Below are 19,753 nucleotides of genomic sequence, written 5' to 3' on the forward strand. Positions count from 1 at the left end.
TCTAATTATTTTCCTTCTCCCCCTCTTTCACATCATCATTTATTATGCCCCTTTTAGTCTTCCTTACACTCTTGGTCATTTTACCAAATTTGTAATAAATATTTATTGAAAAACTCCTATTAGGTCTGAAGTAGTAACTTTGAAAGTAGAAATCTTCATTACTCATTGTACTATTAAATGTCATTTCTTTCTCCAAAAAGTTATTAGCTCCAGCAGAAATACTAAACTTTCCATCATAAAACTCCTTTTTAATCGAAACCCCATAATATTTGAATGATGACATTTCACTTTGCAATCTAACCGAAGGAGTATTGTATCCTCCATAGAATGACAATTTGTAAGTTGTTTTAAACTCATATTGTCCTCTCAAATAAAATGAGTTCCCCCATCCTGAATTACCCTGACTAGTGTTGTCATTGTTTGTTATATCACTATAATTTGCTCCAAGATTAGCATTAAAGTTAAAGTTGCTTCTAATTCTAAAATTTAAATTTGCGGAAATGTAATATGTTTTCTTGGTTACAATATTTTCATATGTTGAATATAGTATATCATTTTCAACCCATGATAATCTATCTATACCATTATTAGTAAATGAGTATGAAACTCCAAAATTAATATTCCCCGACTTCATGAATTGGTTATGGTTAAATTCAATGGAATGATAATGTTCAGGATCAAGGAATGGGTTTCCATATCTAATTGATTGGGGATTCGAATCATCAACGTATGGGTTTAAATACCAAATACTAGGCCGCTGTATACGTTTCGAATATGATAATTGAAAGCTGCTTCTCTGACTGTACTGAAAACTAAAACTACAAGATGGAACGAACTCAAAACTAGTGTTGTCAAATGAAGGATTTTTGTCTGACAAAACTATACCTTTTGTGCAAGCTCTCTCACAGCGTAGTCCTCCTATAAACCCAAACTTATTAATCTTACCTTGAAAAGCAATATATGCAGCAATGATCTCCTGATTATGCTTAAAATCAGAATATTGACTTGTATCTGGTTCGTAATTATCAGATTCCAAATTAAATACCTGAGCGCTATCGATACTTTTATTAATTCTCCTGATGTACTTTGAACCTAATTCAATCTTGTGTGATGTTAAAACAGGATAAACATAATCGGCTTGAAATGTATGTTCAGTGCTACGTTCTTTACTATAGAAATTTCTTTTTTCGGTATTATAATTATACACAGAGTCTATCGTTTGTTTCTGTATTTGTTTTTCAGGGCTGTTTTCCAGTTTATATGATAGAGTTAAGACCTCCTCTTTATTCCTTTTAGCAATTCTTTGATAATCAATATTTCCTGATGGTTGTTTCCATGTATTATTGCTTGGATTATTCATATTAAAGGATTGGTATAATTCATTTTCAGAATTATATATAGACTTAAAAATCTCATCTTTACTATTCCAATCGCCAGCAAAAAAACTGAATGATGCACTTATTAAGTTTAAAGAATCTATTTCATAACTAAAATTACCATTTCCCCATCCAAAAATCGATTCAAATTCAGATTCTCCAAAAGTATTTATCGTATGCGCATCATGAATATTGTAATTCTCTCTTTTTGATTCTATGCGATTCTTAGTTCGATTATTGTTAAAATGGGTTCCACCAAAATTAAGTGAGAAAACAAGTTTGCCCAAAGATGTTGAAAATGTTGCCCCGCAATTTATACGACCTAAATTGTCTACTCCTACGTTAACAGAACCAAAAGTTCCAAAAATCATCCTCTTATAAGTGACAATATCGATAATGCCACCAATCCCTTCAGCATCATATTTTGCACCAGGTGAAGTAATTACCTCTACTCGTTTAATATTGCTCGCAGGGATTGATTTTAATATCTCTTTAGGATTTCGAGTTAGCATAATTGAAAGCTTACCATTTAAATAAACCTTGAAATTACTTGCTCCTTTCAGCAAAACATTGTCTTCACCATCTATAGATAGAAATGGTACATTGCGTAGCATCTCCAGAGCCGTTGATGCATGCGCATCCGGATCAACTTCAACGTTGTAAATCACCTTATTGGCTTCCAATTTTATGAGTTGCTTTTGTGCCACTATTTCAACACCGTCTAATTCTGTTGCCGCCCCCGAAACTAGAATCTTTCCTAAGTCGATTTCATTTTCACCTCTAATTAGAAGAAGTTCCATCTCATAAGGAGAAAAACCTATGGAGCTAATTATCATAGTATATGAAGCCGCGGAATCAATAATAAAATTGAATTTGCCATTCATATCAGCTGCCAGTCGTTTAACAACAGTTTTTTCGGGAAGTTTATAAATCGAAATTGTAGAGAAAGGTACGCTTTCGTTGTTTATCGAGTCAATAATTCTCCCTTTAACTTGAAAAGCGAGGCTATCTTTTTGGGCATTAAGTGAGTAAAGAATAATAAATAATAAAGAAATTAATATCGTTTTTTTCATGAAATGTTTTTAAAATATTTATAAATTAATATCATCAAAATGGTATATTACCTATTATAAATGTAAAAGTCTGGCCATTATTTATTATCAACAAATATTTTCGATAAACAAATGTCGTTCAGCAATGAAACAAGATATTAAAAGGAATTCACTTGTTCACATATTCTACCATGCATTCGACTTAATCACTCCAGATCAATATCATTTCTAATTTCATGATCAAACTAAAACATTAATTAGATGTTAAATCCCCACTATTTCTCCATAAACCTATCCCTGCGTTCAGGTTGGTTCAAGTAATCATTAAATGATACTTATCTGTAGCTTCATCTGAGAATGTTCTTTCTCTAGTCATATTGTTTAAATAATCACTAAAAGAATTATTGCTTAATAATTCAATATTACATCTAAATTAAGGTGGCAAAGGAATAAATTGAATTCATCATTTTTAACTGTTTTGTCCCAATTTAATTCATAAACAATTAGCATTGTTTTATATTTGATTCTAAATTTTTGATCTACTTCATTTGATGATCATGCTTTATGTACTTGATATACTTTTTCCATTCTGACCAAGATATCGCGTTAGATGTTCACATTGAGAATAAGCTCATCTATACGTTCGTAATTTGGTTCTGCCGCATTAATTACCCAAAGTAAAATAATTTCTATTTTTATCCACCAACAAAACCATAATTGATGTTCAAGCACCACCGATATCCAAGAATTATTATACTTCCAGCAGTTTATCTCAAATGAAGATTCACTTTAAGTTATAGAGATGTAGAGGAATTTCTTTCCATAATAGGAATTAGAGCAGATCACTCTAACATTCAAAGATGGGTTTTTAAATTTTCTCCAATGATTGAAGGAAATATGCATCGAAGGAAACGAAAGGTTTGTAATAGCTGGAGGATGGATGAAACCTACATTAAGGTTGGTGGTAAAGATCGTTACCTATATAAGGCTGTAGATAAATATGGGGATACCATAGACTTCCTACTAACCAAACGAAGTATGAAGGGATCAGCTCAGAAATTCTTGAATAATGCCATTGGCAATAATAGAAAACCAAGGGTTATAAATTTCGATAAAAGTGGAGCAAATAAGGAAGGGATTAGGACATATAATAAACGGAATTTCAAGGAAATTAGATGGCGACAATGTAAATATTTAAACAATATTGTAGAGCAAAATTATCGGAATATCAAGAGGAGAATAGCCATCAATACTGGATTTAAAGAATTCGAGTCAGCCCAAAGAACACTAGCAGGAATAGAAACCATAGTATCATTAGAAAGAATCAGAAAGAAAAACCCAAGGATACTGCTTTCAGAACATTTAATTCTTTTGCTGTATAATATTTAAATATATTTAATTTTTTAAATTGAGTCGGATTAATGCGACAGAACCGCAGAACCCGGCTGTACTGTATTAAAAATATAAATCAAATTTTAACTTCTTCAATATTGCCCACAGGGAGCCAATCATCCATGTTGCCAAAAGCAGATCTAGTAAACTTAAATGGGTCAATTACTATGAAACCCTTAATCTCAATTAACACTATATACCTTTTTCCTCCAAATCTATTTAAAAGCCTTGATTTTAAACATAGCGCTTTTTGATTTTTAAGGACAAGAGCCATAGATTCATCTTTGGATAGCTTATCTGAATATGTAAATCTTTGAATTAATGCTTTTGAACGTACTATTTGAGAACCATCGTTCACGGTGAAATACAAGACATCATTTATGTTTAATTCTCCATAAGGATATTTCCGACCCATAGCACCTCTTATAATCATTGTTTTTTCACCTGCTAATAAATGATGTAGTTCATTATCTTTATAGTCTAAATATACAATGTGATCCATTATTTCTTCATTTTATTGATTTTTATTATTAATTCCTAACAAATCATTAATTGAATTATGTCTTCGATTTAGTAACCAAACTATAATCATTCCAAATATAAAATTAGTTGAAAGCCCTTCAAGAATGTGACTCAGACGTACACTAGCTATTGGCATTAATGGGTTTTCTAAAATCAGACCTGACATTTGAGGTATAGTAAATAAGAGACCTACAAGAATTGCCGTCCACCATTTATTAACATTAGAGCCACGTATAATTGGAAGTGCGCATAGAGTCCATAAAATAGCACGTATTGCTTGAAACGGGATCAACCCAGCATTACTCTTAAGAGTCGCTGCAGTATGTTCCCAGAATGGTAGGATATCCCCTGGACTTCCATAGAAAGCGCGTAAATCTGCATTCTGCCAGGCAATAAAGTATCCCGCACTCCAGTACAATAATATATATATAATTGCTATAATAGTTAATTTCCATATCCATTGTTTGACAGGAATAATTGCTAGTGACTTAGTTTCTGCAATTTTTTTGTTTTTACCTTTACCAAGGATCAAAATTACTAGTGGTATATATATAAAAGCTATTGGTAAACCCATTATGAATAGATGAGGTAATAGTTTTGGGTCAAATGTAACATTTGACATGAAATACCAAGTTTCAATTTGGGTTAAAAATGTTACTGCACCGTAATATGCTGTCCCCATTAGGAGGGCTAATTTCCATCCATTCCATCGTGAAGTAAGAATTAAACCGATCACAAGAGACATATTGATTATGCCGAAAAATAAAAACCCGATGTTTTCACTGACTAGCCCCGGTTCTGAATTATTATCAGGTAACATCCCAGAAATTGCAATTGTTCCAATAATGAAAAATGTATAAAATAACAGTAATAATAATATACCTATTGCTATTAAACTTAAAAATCCTTTTATATTCATTTTTTTTTGATCCATATTAGTAGTATTTAATCTGTTAGATTTTCAATATTGTTAAGATTTAGCTGAATAAATTACAATAAATATTTGCACTGTTTTGTGTAACCTGAAATAGATAAAAGCTTCATGCTTTTCTTTCTAGTTCCCTACCATTTTAATGGTTCACCTAATGAAAAAGGAATAACCAATCGTTCTTCCACCCAATTTTTATCAATTTTTATATTGTATTGAGGATTCGTATAGGAATCTTCATCCCAAATTTCAAGCGCCTTTTTATAACTAGCTATCGCTGCTGATCGATTATTTTGGATGTCCTGCAAATGTCCTAACCAACAATAGGAGATAAACTGATTTTCTTTTTGGTCATATAAAGAAGCATTTCTAAATGCATATTCAGATTGAGAATAATAACCTCCATCAAATAATGTCATTCCTAATTGATACCAATGCTGCCCTATATCTTCTTTTTCCAATAAACAAGCATTTCGGAATACACGATAAGCTTTTTCACCTGCTCCAATGTAGGATAGGGATTGAATATCTGAAATTACTTTTTCGATTCTTGGTTCTGGTGGACTTACAATGTTGGCAAGATAACCACTAGGGTCAATTGTAGCTCCAACTATTGGGCTACTACTTTTAAATTCAACTAAACATTTTCGAGATAATCGGTTGCTCATTTTTACTTGAAATGAACCATCCGTGAAGCTAGCATATATTGGGATAGGCATTATCATATCACCTTCATTATAGACACTTACCGTCGAGAAATAGGTTTCTTCCTTCTTTTCCCATTTAGTATCACCAATAATTACTGAAATATAATTATTGCTTCGTACCCAGGGATCAAAAAACCAATCTAACTTTTCACCGCTTTGTCTTTCGCATATTTTTTGGAATTCTTTGTATCCCATTTGTTTTCCACCGAAATCCTTTAGAGCATCTTTATATGCTTCTTGAAATGTTTCCTTTCCCAAAGCCATTTCCAATGCACTGATAAAAGCAAAGCCTTTGGAATGGATAACATAATTATTTCTATCGAATTTCAACTCTAATTCCTCTTCAGGCCGAAGATCAAAAATAGTATTATAGCCTTTTCTAATACCCTGCAAATATTGCTCTGCCCATCCACGATGCCTGAGATCACTTAATCCAATATATTGTGAAAATTCCCGATCGGCATAGATGCCCAATGCTATCCAGATCCATGATGGATCATCACCATCTAGAACATATTCTCCCCAGTATTGATGACCAATTTCATGAGCTGTGATCCATCGCCAGTGCCTTTCGGATGCTTTGTTAAAAAACTGCATTCCATGAATTACCACCATACCTGATGCAAAAGGGTAACCTCCCCAAATGCCTGAGCCCCCTGGGATAATATTCAAAAATGAATACGGATATATGCCACATAACTCTATATAAAAAGGAATGACCTCTCTGGCAGATTGTAGTGCAAGTTCTGCCACAAGCAATCCGTTTTCTGGATATATAACCCGGACTAAGACACCATTTACTTTTTCTTCAAGAACCTGGCATTTTTTCGAAAAGAAGAATCCAAAGTTCTTTGTATTATCGTTTTCATAATAGCCTGAAGTCTTATTATATCTACCGCTAACAGCAATTTTATAATCGGGTAATTTATTCAATTTTATCTTGTATGCCTCTGATTTAGGGATACCATCCCACCATAAACGCGGAATAAGATTCTGATGTTGAAATTCATCTGGATTTATATCGGTATACAAACGACGCTTAAAATGCACCTTCAAACTTATCGAATCATTTACATCTATAGGTTTATCAAGGATAAAATAGACAGGATTATTTAAGCTCTTTTTGCCATCGTTGCTAAGGGTTTTCAACTCTGATCCATCCTGTCTTAATTGTATTAACTGGTGATCATTTATAGCATAGTCAAATGCAATTATATGAATGGCTCGTTTGCCATCATTTTTAAACTCCAACTTGCCTTGACCAGTTAAAATACCTGATTGGAAATCGAAATCAAGATCCATTGAATAGATTGTCTTAGGTATGATGTTTGGTACATAGTAAGTTTCCTGGCTAAATATTCTCTCGTTTTGAAATAAAACTAACAAGAATACTACCATTGCAAATAAATTGTAATAATGATTTGTTTTCATGGTTTCAAATTATTTTGTTATTTGTATTTATTTCCTAGAACAATTTCTACTTACTTTGAAATGATCAGTTTCTTGGTTTGAGTGGAAAAAGGTGTTGTAATTTTAAGTAGGTAAGATCCCTTTTTTAGGCTTTTCAAATCCAACTCGAAACTATTAGTTTTTGTAGAAAAGGTTTTTTTCAGTTGTGATCTTCCAAGATTATCAAAAAGTTCAATTCTCATTTTAGATAGAGTGATTTTCTCAAAGATGACATATACATTCTCAATTGCTGGATTTGGAAACACTTGGAATTTAAAGTTTGCTTCCTGATTGAATAGAGTTGAATTACTTGTAATAAGAAAATCTTCGTATTCTTCCATATTCATATCGATATAGGAATTACTGTCCATATTCCAAGTTTGTATAATACGTTGCACAAGATTGTTGTTTTCGTATTCCAGTGTATTCTTTTCTCCAGTATCCATAATCCATGAATTATTTTCCCAGATTTCTATTTTGGATTCAACTAGATTCAGGTATTCATCATAAGTTTCTGTTTCCAGCTGAAAATTTTCATATGCTGATCCGTCGTAAATTTCATATAACCTTTCATAGCCTCCCAAATCATCATAGGCTGTTTCGAATCTGCCAAAATAGACCCATTCGTTATTCCACATGTTTATTTCCGCCGTTTCTATTTTGTCTTCTTCGTAATTGCCAGTATAAGATTCAAAAGTAAGGTCAGTTAATTTCTGAAAGTAGACGAGTTCACCTGTTTCAAAATCAGTAGTAGAAAAGTTCATCTCCTGTAGAACATTTGAACCATCGTAAATGAAATCAATTTGCACCTCGATTTTCATTCCCATAAGACCCATAAAGCTATAATATTGGCTGATTTGATTATTCTCAAAGTTCATTTCCTCAAAGAAAGTAGTATCCCAAGTATCTACATTGTAACTTTCAATGAGTTCTAATGTTTTATAACCATTGGAATTGTATGTAATATTTGATCGTTGAAAATTTACCCACGTATCATCTTGCCAAGCATTTGTTATTTTTTGAGTCAGTTTTCCCTGCGAGTTATAAATTAGAGAGTCTTTTATACTATTTGTATTATCTGGAACATTAGTTTCCAAAGAATAAATTAGATTGTTATTGTAGTCATATGTATGATTTGTATTGTAAATATACAACCAAGAATTATTGTCATTTGTATATTTTTTCACCAGTCTAGGTAGATCGGGTTGTTGATATAGTTGATTGGACCATCCTTGTTTTTGAAATTTTGTAATTGTCTTAAAATTCGTTTTAATAATCTCATTTGGCATTAGGTTTTGAGCTTTTGTTATTGTTCCTAAAATAAGAATTCCAGTAATTAAAAATGGAAAAATTAGTGCTTTTCTGATCATGATTTATTTTTTAATTGATAGTAATTATGATTGGTTTATTTTTTTAACTGAGGGCTAATCTATAATTAGTTTTTTCAAATTTTTCTAATGGTTATTTTTCTGATTTGGTGTAGTTAAGAGAGCGTAACTATCAGATATTAAGTATTTGTATCTAATTATTTTATTTATTTAATACTATTTTCGTCACAAAGCATAATACCTTGTTTTTTTATTCTTCTAGAAGTTTTTTAACAAGGTTTTTATTGCTTTTATGACAATTTCTGGTTGTTCAATATGGATATTGTGTCCACTTTTTTCTGCAATCCAAACTTGACTATTCAGTGATAGAGCTGAAATATTCTCTTGTGATTTTTTCCATTCTTCTTCTGCTATTATGGAATCTTGTGGTAAAAGCCCAGAAAAAATATCAGGAATACCATGCCTTATCACTTTAGAAGGAATTGTATTTAAAAATCCAAATTGTTTGACTTGTTTATCACTTAATAAAATGTTTTCGGCTTCGCTAATATTTGCATTAAAGTATTTGGGTTGAAAACAGATTTGAGTTGGGTAGTCTGGTAATTTTTCTTGGAACGAAACTGGTATCATATCCTTTCCTATCAACCTTGTAATTCCTATTTTTGATAGGAATAGAAATAATTTAAGTTGTTCTGTTTGACCATTTCCAATTTCGTTCAGAACTGGCAAGTCCAACATATTATCTGGACGAGGGTCAAGAAATATAAGCCCATAAACTTCATTGGGATATAAATTTGCAAATATTCTAATAGTATGGCCACCATATGAATGACCGATTAACAGAAAGGGTGGCTCTTCGCCATTTTTTAAAAGTACTTCGTGCAATTCTTTAGCAGATTCCAAAGATGTCCGGGGTTTATTAGAAATATCACTCCACCCATAGCCAGGTCTATCCCAAGAGCAGGTTCTAATAAAGCTAGTTGCTTCATTCTGAATTAACTGCCAATCTACTGAACACATCCCTCCCCCAGCTTCAAGAACAACAGTAGGGAGTGTGTCATTTTTTTCTCCTGTTGAGTAAATATGTATGTTTGCATTGTTTACTTCTATCATTTTGCCTGGTGCAGGGAAATGGGTTAAATCATCTCTGGATTTGATTACTTCATTTATTAAACTATACCCTATCAAGATTATAAGAAGAGAAAAAGGGATTAGTAAAATGAATAATAAAAATTTCTTAATTTTTTTCATATTAAATTTTTACTAATTAAATGGTTTATTGAAATTTTCGTTGGGTTCGATATAAATTATATTGTTAAAATAGTCGAAGATAATATTGAATTTCATGAACATCGGCAAGCCAATCATTCCAATATTCTTTGGATGTACTCTGGCGGTTTTCTCATCTCCAAAAACAACGTTTACATGTTCGAATGTATAATCTCCGATGGTCATATTATCAATTTTCGCAAAGTATTCTGTTCCACCAAAAGCATCACGTTTTTTTGAACCAGTAGGAGCTTTAATATCAAGAGATGTATTTAAGGCAACTTTAAAGGGATAGATTCCACCAAGATCAATATCTGCCCTATCCTTATAAACCTTCCCATCATTTGTGGTAATTATAAAGGGAACAGAATAGGTGCCGGTTTCGGTTAATTGCATGTCCAGGGTGCTCCCTTTTCCATTATAAATAAATCCTTTTGGGTTATGTAAGATTATTTCATTCTCAATAAAATCGAACTCTACAATAAAGTGCTTAAAGAAGGTATTACACAGTTGCCCATCAGCATCGGGGAACATTCTTGCGAATCCTGCCGCTGTAGGCGAAACTAAAACAGGTTGCTCATAAAAAATGATATCATTGAATTTTAATGTGAGATTTTTTGATTCGTATAAATGTGTAGAACTTTCATTTTCTGAACCGCTAATACTTTTTGAATCAATCGGTTTTAATTGAAGTACATCAACAAGTGGGGAACCGAATAGCCATACCTGCTCCCATAAAACACCATTATCAATCATAAGGTTTGCTTTTGCACCATTAATTTCAATTTCCATTAAAGGTTTGCCATTGTGCATTTTAAAAGGAATTTTAATAGTATCATCTTGATCTATTAAGACTTGATATCTACCAGGTCCTTCATCCATCACTGCTTCTATGTTACTATGGTTTTGAGCATTTAGTGTTACTACAATTAGTAGAATTCCGATCATCAAATTTAGTACTCTCATTTTCATTTTTTTACTTTAAAAAATTATTGTTTATGCTGGATAGCACATACATATATATTGTCATGCTATAACACTCTCTAATCAGTTATACTTTTGTAAATATTAGATTTCGAACATTACCAGAGGATAATTTAAAACCTATAATTATATTATTATCATCCCTTATAAATCTAATGTTATTAAACCAATATTGGTTTCCTTCAAAATGGTCTTCATCGGCTGGTGTGAGTAAAACTTCTTCATTTCTCCAATAGCTAGCTCTTAATGTGTCATTAGTTATATTTAAATCATATTGTACTCCTAATTCTTCACTAACATAATTCCCTTCAAATTCAATTAATTGGCTATATGGTAGAAGATAATTTTCCACTTCTTCATTTTTCATAGGCTCCAAGTCTTCTTCCTTTTTTTCTTGAATGAAATCTTTCAAAACTATATCAGCCATATCAAAACCATACTTATATGGGCTAATTGAATAATAATTACCTAATAAAGCTATTCCGGTTTTATGTTCTGGGAAATAGATTACACCTGCCCGGTAATTTGCATCATGGCCACTATGTAAAGCTATATTCAAACCCTTGTAGTTGCTTATACCAAAGCCGTATCCATAATCTACGTGCTCGCCTGAATTTAATGTGTCAGTTGCTGAAAGCATTTTTTTTATTATCGCTTCATTTCCAAGCTGTATTTCCGAAAAATTAATCAACCATTTGCACATATCTTCTCCAGTTGTCAAAACACTTGTTGGCCCAACATATGAATAGCTCAATATGCCCTTATACAATTCTCCATCCCAATCACCATAGGCATAAGCTCTGTTTTTAACTATTTCTGAGCAATCATCATAGAATTGTGAGTTATTCATTCCTAATGGCAAAAAGATGTTTTCTTTTGTCCAATCCCGGAATTTTTCACCCGAAATATATTCAACAATTTTTGCCAATAAGAAATAATTAGTATTAGTGTATTCTAACTCCTCGCCTGGCTCGAAATTTAAATCATTTTGATTTTTAATCAGCTTATAAAGAAATGACGACTCAATTTGATCCGCTGATGTAATCCCTGCAATTTGTTGTAATTTTTCAAGTTCTCGTAATCCGCTAGTGTGATGCAGTAAATGTCTAATTTTTATTTTATTCTTAAACTTTGGGAGATCATTTAAGTATTTTCCTATAAAATCATCTAGTGATAATTTCCCTTGGTTTTCTAAAAGAAGAATAGCAAAAGCTGTAAATTGTTTTGATACTGATCCTATATGGAATATGGTTTTTGATGTAATTGGAATCTCGTATTCAAGATTTGCATTACCATATCCGTTCAAGTGTTTAATTTCTCCATTTTGAACTAGTACAGCAACAACTCCAGGTGAGTCAATACTATTGAACTCTTCAAATAGTTTGTTGATGCTGTTTATTTGTTGTGAATAAATATCACATATTATTGATAATAACACAATTATTATTACTAATCTAATTTTCATAATTCCTCCTCTAATAAATAATTGACTGCTGCATTTGCATCAACAACATGCCTCACTTTATAATCATTGTATTCTATTTGCATACTTGTTTCTATCATAACCTTTTTATATTCTTCTGGAGTTAAGTCATTATTAATTTCTTTCATCATTGCAATAATGCCAGCTAAGACTGGAGACATAGATGAATTTGAAAAATAGGGGTAGGCTCCAATATTATTTCCTACTTTCCTATCTAATTTCAGAAAGTTTTTATAAGAAAAAGTTAACATGAGATTATAGTCGAAATGAAAAATATTTACATCAGGTTCTCTTTCATAAGGTTCTGTTAGTTTCGGTAAAAAGCCATATGGAAGAATATTATCCTGCAAATCATAATGAATAAATGTAGTGACAATGTTATAATTAATAGCCTTTTGTACTGCTTCATCAATTATAGTCCTATTCTCAACACTAAAGGCTTCAGCTGAATAAGTCAAAATATCAATTTTGTTTTCAATTGCCCAATCAATAGCCTCACATATATTCCTTGCCTCCTTTGCTTTGTTATTCTCTCTTGCGCAAAGTGCAAAAACTTCTGCACCCGGAGCAATCTCTTTCAATGTCGTTGCCATCCATAGTCCATGCTCTGCAATATCATTTAAGGATTCCATATTCCATGTAAAATCTTTCCCTCCAGCATAAAGATATTTATTATCCTCATAACCAAAGTATTTCCCAATTACACCAACTTTTATACCTTTGCCTGTGGCTATCTTTTGTGCTTCCTTTATATTATGGAATGTGTTGTAAGTCGGTCTGGTATTTGCATTCGGAAAGCTTATATACCAAATGTCATCATGTTTAATATTATAATACACTGAAACTAGCAGTAGCACAATAAGTGAGATAAATAGGATTTTTATTTTCATATTAATATGCTTTAAAGTTAAGCTCTGAATTATATATTCAAGTTAAAAATGAAGTAAGCCTCTCCTTTGTCAATACTTTTACAAAATAGGGCTGACCTTCCTTCAACTTATCAAAATTAATCACCATATACTCAGCCGTTCATTCACAGGAATATAGTACTTGGAATTAATATCTATTTCGTAAACATCATAAAATTCATTCTGATTATATATAGGTCCAATTGCTCTAAATTTCTGAGGCGTGTGTATTCTTTTTAATGAAGATATTTCATATTCGGAGGTTGCTTTTTCTTTCCAAAACTGTGCGAAAGCCATGAAGAAACTTCTTATTGCTTTTGATTCTTCCTCAGTAGAAATCTGAGGTTTATTTTCTTTCATATACATTTTTAATGCCAATAAAGAAACCTCCACACCACCCAAATCAGCAAAATTTTCTTGAAGTGTTTTCTTTCCATCCACAAAGAAATTTTCTTGAACCGTATATTGATTGAATTGGTTGATTAGCCCTTCTGTTATTTGTTTCCAGTTATTCCTGTTGAACTTTTTCCCATAGCTATCAAAAGCATGTGTCATTTCATGGGCAATGGTTCTTCCAAGAGTAGCAAATATCATAGGATAATCATCTTTATTGGAAAAACAGCTAGCATATAAGGTACCTGCATATAGTCTTACTAGATTGTCAGATTTTATATACCTACAGTCAGTTTCATATGGCGGAGAAACCCAATTTGGCAAAGATGCTTTGATTTTAAGTTTGTATTCTTCAGTTTTATGAATGTTACTCTTATAGGAATCCGAGGACAGCACTGGCATTTTAGGCAGATTTGAAATATCTGGAGCACCTATCTCAAATTGCATCTCCTCTAATCTGGTTAGGAAGAAGTCGTAATTATTCATTTTAATTTTAGTGCTGTTTTCGATCTTTTCTTTATACGCTATCTTTAAATATTTTATGATTTCTCTGATTTTTTCTACTTTGTTTTGATTTATTGTTACTTTGGAAAAAACCACCCCAAATAGCATTGGATAGTGTTTTTGAACCAGATATACTCTTTTTTTATCGTTGTCACCATATTCAGCTGTACTTTTATAAAAGTTACGTAATTGGGTTAAGGTGTATTGATGATCTTCATCAAGATAATATAACGAATCACCTGAAAGTATTTCAAGTGATTGATCGGCTATTTCATCCCATAAAATCCCCCAATTGTTAATGACACTGACATTCTCAGGAATAGTAGTGTTTTCTATCCATTCTCTGTTTGCATATTCGTAGAAATCTGATATTGGATCTTTTTCTTGAGCCAGAATTGTATATGTACTGAAAAAACAAATTAATGCAACAATTTGAAATTTGATGATTATTTTCATGAACTTAGGTATTTATGTCTAATTGCATCTCCTCTGATTTTAAATATTCAGTTATTTTGCAAGATCGGTTTCAATAATTTTAACGCGAAAAGAACCATCTTCTACATTAAGTGATTTCCCAGTTCTAGTAGAAATTGCACCATTAAACTTCCCCTCTAGAAATCCACTATCATTATAACTCTCTATTATAAATTGGCTCAATTCCCCAACGTAACTCCAATCGTCATTGATGCCAAAAGTAGTATCCGCTGGTGAATTGTATTCTATAAATTGAAATTCGGTGGAAACACCTTCAACATGACTTAGACTAACTGGAAATGAGAGATTATGAAACTGACTACCAATAATGAACAAATGCATTCCTTTCTCAGAATTTTCTGAAATTCCTGATAAACTCAATTGATCCATAATGTGACTTCCTGTAGAAGCAGATTGATATAAATACTCGTTGATTAATCCTGGAGAATATGTATATAATTCATTCCCGATTTGAGCAGAAATAAATTGCTCGGGTAAATTCTCTTTTGCATCCTGATTCATAATTTCTGACTCATTCTGCTTATCACACGCAGTGAAAAAGGCCAATCCCAAAAAGACTAAAATTAATTTTTTCATTTTTCTTATTTATAATAATTAATTACGTAATTTTTATTACTTTTTATTTTGACTTAGGTGATGAAAGAATTGAAATCTCATCATATTTGTTTTCAATATCATTGATATTTACATTTTTAAGATATATATCAGAAAACCTTGAATAAGTTTTCTTTGCATTTTCATGAATTTAGGTACTTATGACTATAAATATGTTTCTGTTTATTATGAAATCTGCACTTATAAACTTAGTCATGTATATTTCAGGTTTCTGCTCAATTATCGCGACCTAAGAAAATATTTTTCTTATTGAATCTATATGCGATAATCGAATCACCTTTTGTAATCTCAATATATAATACGCTATCTTCTTTATTTTTAAATATGTATTCCCCTCGATAAAATTTGCAAAAGATATCCGAATCCAATTCATCAATTCTGATCCCGTTAATTGAATATATCTCATCACCAGGCATAATTCCTGATAATTCAGGCTCGTAACCAGAATAAATACTTGACACTACAAATTTATTTCTTAGGGGCTTATATGTTATTCCAAAAGTGCTATCGATTGGTTCTTTTAGGTTTCGTTTCGGGATGAAACCTATTCGCCTATTTCTATAATCTAGGGTAATATTGAAATTCTTTAAATATCTATTACCTATAATCCCGGTAAAATCTCTTTCAGGAGTATTGCTTACATTTATTATCATTTCTTCACTTGTGTTATTAATGAAAGAAAAATTTGAAGCCTTAAATAAAAATGATTCTCCAATCTCATTTTTTTCTCCACGAATAAGTAAGGATGGTCTAGAGATGTATTCAGCTGTTTGATTGGGGAATTGTTGAAGAAGACTTCGATACAACTTTTCTGAAGACAATGTGATGCCTCCACTGCTTCCTGTATCAAAAAACAAATCAATTTTTATACTGTCGTTGAATGTCGCAGGAAGAATTGGTGTTTCCTGTGTCTTTGATGGTTTATAGTTTACCCATTGTATTTCTTCATAATTCTCCAGCTTTTCGACATTATCAGTTAATGTGATTTGTTGTTTATCAAAATCGATTTGAAAAACGCAGGTTTGTATTAGATTATAGCCAATAATTCCATAGGCAGAAATACAATTAAGCATTCCCCATTTAGAGTTTTTCGCTGATATTGAACCAATGTCTCGAAATTTCACCCCCCCTAATTCAAGTTCCTTGAGAGAAACTAATGCATTGTTAAAGGCATTTTGTGAGGTGTCTTGTTTATTTCCGAATGAAAATCTTTTGTATTTGTTTTCACCAATTTCATTTAGTAGGGAATCCATTAACACCGTTTGGGCACCGGTATCAAACCAAAACGGATATTCTTTATCACCTCCATCCACTTTTGCTTTTACAATAATCCAATTATTAACATACTCAAAATCTAAAACTTCATAAAAGTTACTGCTTTCAAGTTGGCAACCTGTTAAGCTAGATTCAAGTTTTGCTTGCAGATAATTTAAGCCAAAATAACCTATGGCTAAAATGAGTACAATTATTGTACTTAGCGTAATCAATAATTTTTTAATAGTTTTTCTTTTCATAATTTATGTATTAAGATCGAATTTGCAGAAATAGAATTTTCAATGCCAGATTTCTATACAATTGTTCCCTTATAACCATCATTTTAGTAATCTCTAATTATTCTAAAAACATAGTACATATATTCTACTATAGTTAATATTAGTAATGTACTGGAAGAAGTTGACGATTTCATCTGTTAAACTTTATGATTCAATTCTTGGTTTGAAATACTCTGCCATTTCTCTGCGATTCTGAGCAATTATAAGCTTTGTACAATTTCTCTTTTTTCGTTGTTGTAAATATTTAAAAGTCAAAAAAGTATTGCTTTTGATTATTAGAGATTAAAAGTATTTAAACCCTTTTTATTAGAATAATTATTTCGATATACAAAACAATATGAACTATTAACAGAATATTTTATAGGATAACATCACTTATGGCTCTATCATCCTATTTATCAATAAAAAGAATATTTGTCGAATGACATTTTAATTGAATATTACTTTCAAAAGTATCAAATTCATTGGGAATCTATCTGTTAAAATATAAATAATACGATAAAAGGAAATGGTACTTTTGAGAAAAAATAGGCAAAAATATCCCTATCAGTTATGAGTAAATCAAAAACACGAAATGGGATACGCTTTTAAATTTATGGTATTTTATAAGATAATAATTTTTGAAATTCGGCACGATAGCTATAGCCAATAGGGATTTCCATATTATGCATGATAATTGTGTTGCCTTCTATAAGATCAATTTTATCGAATTGAATGATAAATGATTTATGTACTCTAATAAAACTATCGGGTAAAATTTCGGTAAGTTTTTTTAGAGTTATATGTGATATGTAATTCTTGCTAGTGGTAATGAATTTGCAATAATCGCCCGTAGATTCAATAAATAAAATGTCATGGAATGCTACTTTATGCAATTTTTTATCGGCTTTTATAAATATATGGTCTTTGGGTTTTTGTTTGATTAATGGTTTGTTTTTCTGATTTGCTTGAAGTTTATCTTCGGCTCTTTGCACAGCTTTATAGAAACGATTAAATGAAAAAGGTTTGTGTAAATAGTCAATGATTTCGAGCTCGAAACTCTCCACAGCATATTCGCGATAGGCTGTAGTAATTATAGCAAGTGGAGGATTCCTCAATGCTTTATAAAAGTCTATCCCATTCATTCCGGGCATATTTATATCAAGAAATAATAAATCAATATCATTTTTATTAAGAAAGCTGATTGCCTCATTTGCTGTTTTGCATTTCCCAATTATATTTAAATAATTTATGTTCTGGCTATAACTTTCAATAATTCTTATAGCCGCAGGTTCATCTTCAATTATTAAGCACTTAATTTCCATTTTGTATTATTTATTCAAGCCTAGTCCGTTGATGGATATTTCCACTTCAAAGGTGTCGTCTTTATCATTTATTATTATGTTATGCTTATTAGGATATAAAAGTTGTAGTCTCTTTTTCACGTTAATAATTCCTATACCACTTTTATCACTTTTATGTATTTTTTCTACTTTCCCTTTTGAATTTTTTAAACTGAAATGAAATTCACCTTTTAATGAATTGATGGTGAGTGATAAGCATTTTTTCTTTGGCTCTGATCCTATTCCATGTTTAAACACATTCTCTATAAGAGGAACAAATAATAAAGGTGGAATCATAGTGTGCTCCATATTACTGATTTCAATTTTTACATCAATATCTTTTTCCATTCTAATCTGCTCGAGTTCTATATAGTCTTTAATAAAATCGATTTCTTTATTTAAAGGAACCAATTCCGTTTTACAATCATAAAGAATATAGCTAATGAGTGATGAAAGTTTTAAAACTATGGTAGGAGTTATATCAGACTTAAGGAGGCTATGAGAATATATACTATTAAGAACATTGAATAAGAAGTGAGGATTAAGTTGAGCTTTAAGAGCATCTAGTTCTGCTTCGGTTTTCTGTTTTTGAATTTCAATGATATTTAATTCTAAGCTTTGCTTATTAATCCATTCCTTAAAGAATTTGAAAAACGATGTGATGATGATGTATATGATTTCTAATATAAAAAACCAAATTCCACTTCTCAAGCTCAATGCGGCATTCATTACAAAGTTAAAAGTGCCAATAAATAGTAAATTGACAATAATAACAGATGTTGTTACTGATAAGAAATACCAAGTTGTTTTGCGTTTAACTTCATATTTTGGAATTAAAATTGAATAATTGATATAGACTATTAGTATAAGATGAAAAAAATAGATCAAACCAGAATATAGTTTCTCAATTTTAAAAACTCCTTTTTGATTGTATTCTAGAAAGAAGGGGGAAGTTAGTAAAATGAAATTGGCTAACCAAAATATAATATGATAGGTAGTTATTGATGAAAATATATAAGTAAGTCGGTTTCTGATAGTCATAAAGAATAAAATTACAGGCTAAAATTACAATTTATTATCCACTGCATAAAAATATTACGATGAAAAAGGTTGAACTATCGGTAAACTAGTGATTGTTGCGGTTATGTGCAATTCCTTTCCAAATGGGAATATAAATCGCAAAGCAGATAAAATCCTTAAAATCTATTTCGTTAATAATGTAATTGATTTGTTTATCGAAATTAATTGAAAGACAAAAGTGTTGACCATATTTTTGACAAACAATAAATTGATTTTTATACATATACGAATTGATAATATCATTTTACACATGAACAAAACTATAATGCAATCTATATTCAATCAAAATGGAATAATAAGTCTTAGCAGGATATTATCAGATGAAAACCATTATCTATTAACTGAAGTTTCGCACCAAATCAGACTGCCTTATCAAGCTGAATTAGAATAGGT

General features: G+C 31.2%; 14 protein-coding genes and 1 pseudogene. 1 reads left to right on the plus strand and 14 read right to left on the minus strand.

Going from position 1 to position 19,753, the window contains the following annotated elements; translation table 11 throughout:
- Position 1: 1 nt before the first annotated feature.
- Positions 2 to 2,449, minus strand: coding sequence for an outer membrane beta-barrel family protein (locus HNS38_RS13785; protein ID WP_172346616.1), 2,448 nt, complete (start codon positions 2,447 to 2,449; stop codon positions 2 to 4).
- Positions 2,450 to 3,220: 771 nt separating this feature from the next.
- Here HNS38_RS13785 and HNS38_RS13790 point away from each other — a divergent pair.
- Positions 3,221 to 3,817 (plus strand): annotated as a pseudogene (locus tag HNS38_RS13790) (IS6 family transposase); the annotation flags it as partial.
- A 79-nt stretch (positions 3,818 to 3,896) separates the two neighbouring features.
- On the opposite strand, the gene HNS38_RS13795 reads toward HNS38_RS13790, so the two are convergent.
- From HNS38_RS13795 to HNS38_RS13855, 13 genes are all read right to left on the minus strand, one after another.
- Positions 3,897 to 4,322: a hypothetical protein gene (locus tag HNS38_RS13795; RefSeq protein ID WP_172346617.1), complete on the minus strand. Its 426-nt coding sequence runs from the start codon at positions 4,320 to 4,322 to the stop codon at positions 3,897 to 3,899.
- A gap of 12 nt (positions 4,323 to 4,334) precedes the next feature.
- Positions 4,335 to 5,276: a hypothetical protein gene (locus HNS38_RS13800; protein ID WP_172277795.1), complete on the minus strand. Its 942-nt coding sequence runs from the start codon at positions 5,274 to 5,276 to the stop codon at positions 4,335 to 4,337.
- Between the two features lie 128 nt (positions 5,277 to 5,404).
- Positions 5,405 to 7,408, minus strand: a complete 2,004-nt coding sequence (locus tag HNS38_RS13805; protein WP_172277797.1) for a M1 family aminopeptidase — start codon at positions 7,406 to 7,408, stop codon at positions 5,405 to 5,407.
- Between the two features lie 50 nt (positions 7,409 to 7,458).
- Positions 7,459 to 8,796: a T9SS type A sorting domain-containing protein gene (locus HNS38_RS13810; protein WP_172277799.1), complete on the minus strand. Its 1,338-nt coding sequence runs from the start codon at positions 8,794 to 8,796 to the stop codon at positions 7,459 to 7,461.
- A 216-nt stretch (positions 8,797 to 9,012) separates the two neighbouring features.
- Positions 9,013 to 10,005: an alpha/beta fold hydrolase gene (locus HNS38_RS13815; RefSeq protein WP_172277801.1), complete on the minus strand. Its 993-nt coding sequence runs from the start codon at positions 10,003 to 10,005 to the stop codon at positions 9,013 to 9,015.
- A gap of 12 nt (positions 10,006 to 10,017) precedes the next feature.
- Positions 10,018 to 10,989 carry a hypothetical protein gene (locus tag HNS38_RS13820; protein WP_172277803.1) on the minus strand — a complete coding sequence of 324 codons (972 nt, stop codon included), beginning with the start codon at positions 10,987 to 10,989 and terminating at the stop codon, positions 10,018 to 10,020.
- Positions 10,990 to 11,074: 85 nt separating this feature from the next.
- Entirely contained in the window at positions 11,075 to 12,472 is a 1,398-nt protein-coding gene (locus HNS38_RS13825) for a serine hydrolase (RefSeq protein WP_172277805.1), read from the minus strand.
- Complete coding sequence (locus HNS38_RS13830) at positions 12,469 to 13,380, minus strand: peptidase (protein WP_172346618.1); 912 nt, start codon at positions 13,378 to 13,380, stop codon at positions 12,469 to 12,471. The genes HNS38_RS13825 and HNS38_RS13830 overlap by 4 nt, the downstream gene beginning before the upstream one ends.
- 120 nt (positions 13,381 to 13,500) lie before the next feature.
- Entirely contained in the window at positions 13,501 to 14,751 is a 1,251-nt protein-coding gene (locus HNS38_RS13835; RefSeq protein ID WP_172346619.1) for a M13-type metalloendopeptidase, read from the minus strand.
- Between the two features lie 51 nt (positions 14,752 to 14,802).
- Entirely contained in the window at positions 14,803 to 15,366 is a 564-nt protein-coding gene (locus tag HNS38_RS13840; RefSeq protein WP_172277811.1) for a hypothetical protein, read from the minus strand.
- A 254-nt stretch (positions 15,367 to 15,620) separates the two neighbouring features.
- Positions 15,621 to 16,919 (minus strand): hypothetical protein, encoded by a 1,299-nt coding sequence (locus HNS38_RS13845; RefSeq protein ID WP_172346620.1) that lies wholly within the window; start codon positions 16,917 to 16,919, stop codon positions 15,621 to 15,623.
- Between the two features lie 632 nt (positions 16,920 to 17,551).
- Positions 17,552 to 18,262, minus strand: a complete 711-nt coding sequence (locus tag HNS38_RS13850) for a LytTR family DNA-binding domain-containing protein (RefSeq protein WP_172277815.1) — start codon at positions 18,260 to 18,262, stop codon at positions 17,552 to 17,554.
- Between the two features lie 6 nt (positions 18,263 to 18,268).
- Positions 18,269 to 19,321, minus strand: a complete 1,053-nt coding sequence (locus tag HNS38_RS13855) for a sensor histidine kinase (RefSeq protein ID WP_172277817.1) — start codon at positions 19,319 to 19,321, stop codon at positions 18,269 to 18,271.
- Between the last annotated feature and the right edge of the window lie 432 nt (positions 19,322 to 19,753).

Origin of the sequence: Lentimicrobium sp. L6 (assembly GCF_013166655.1) — a bacterium.
In the GTDB taxonomy this organism is placed as follows: domain Bacteria; phylum Bacteroidota; class Bacteroidia; order Bacteroidales; family UBA12170; genus UBA12170.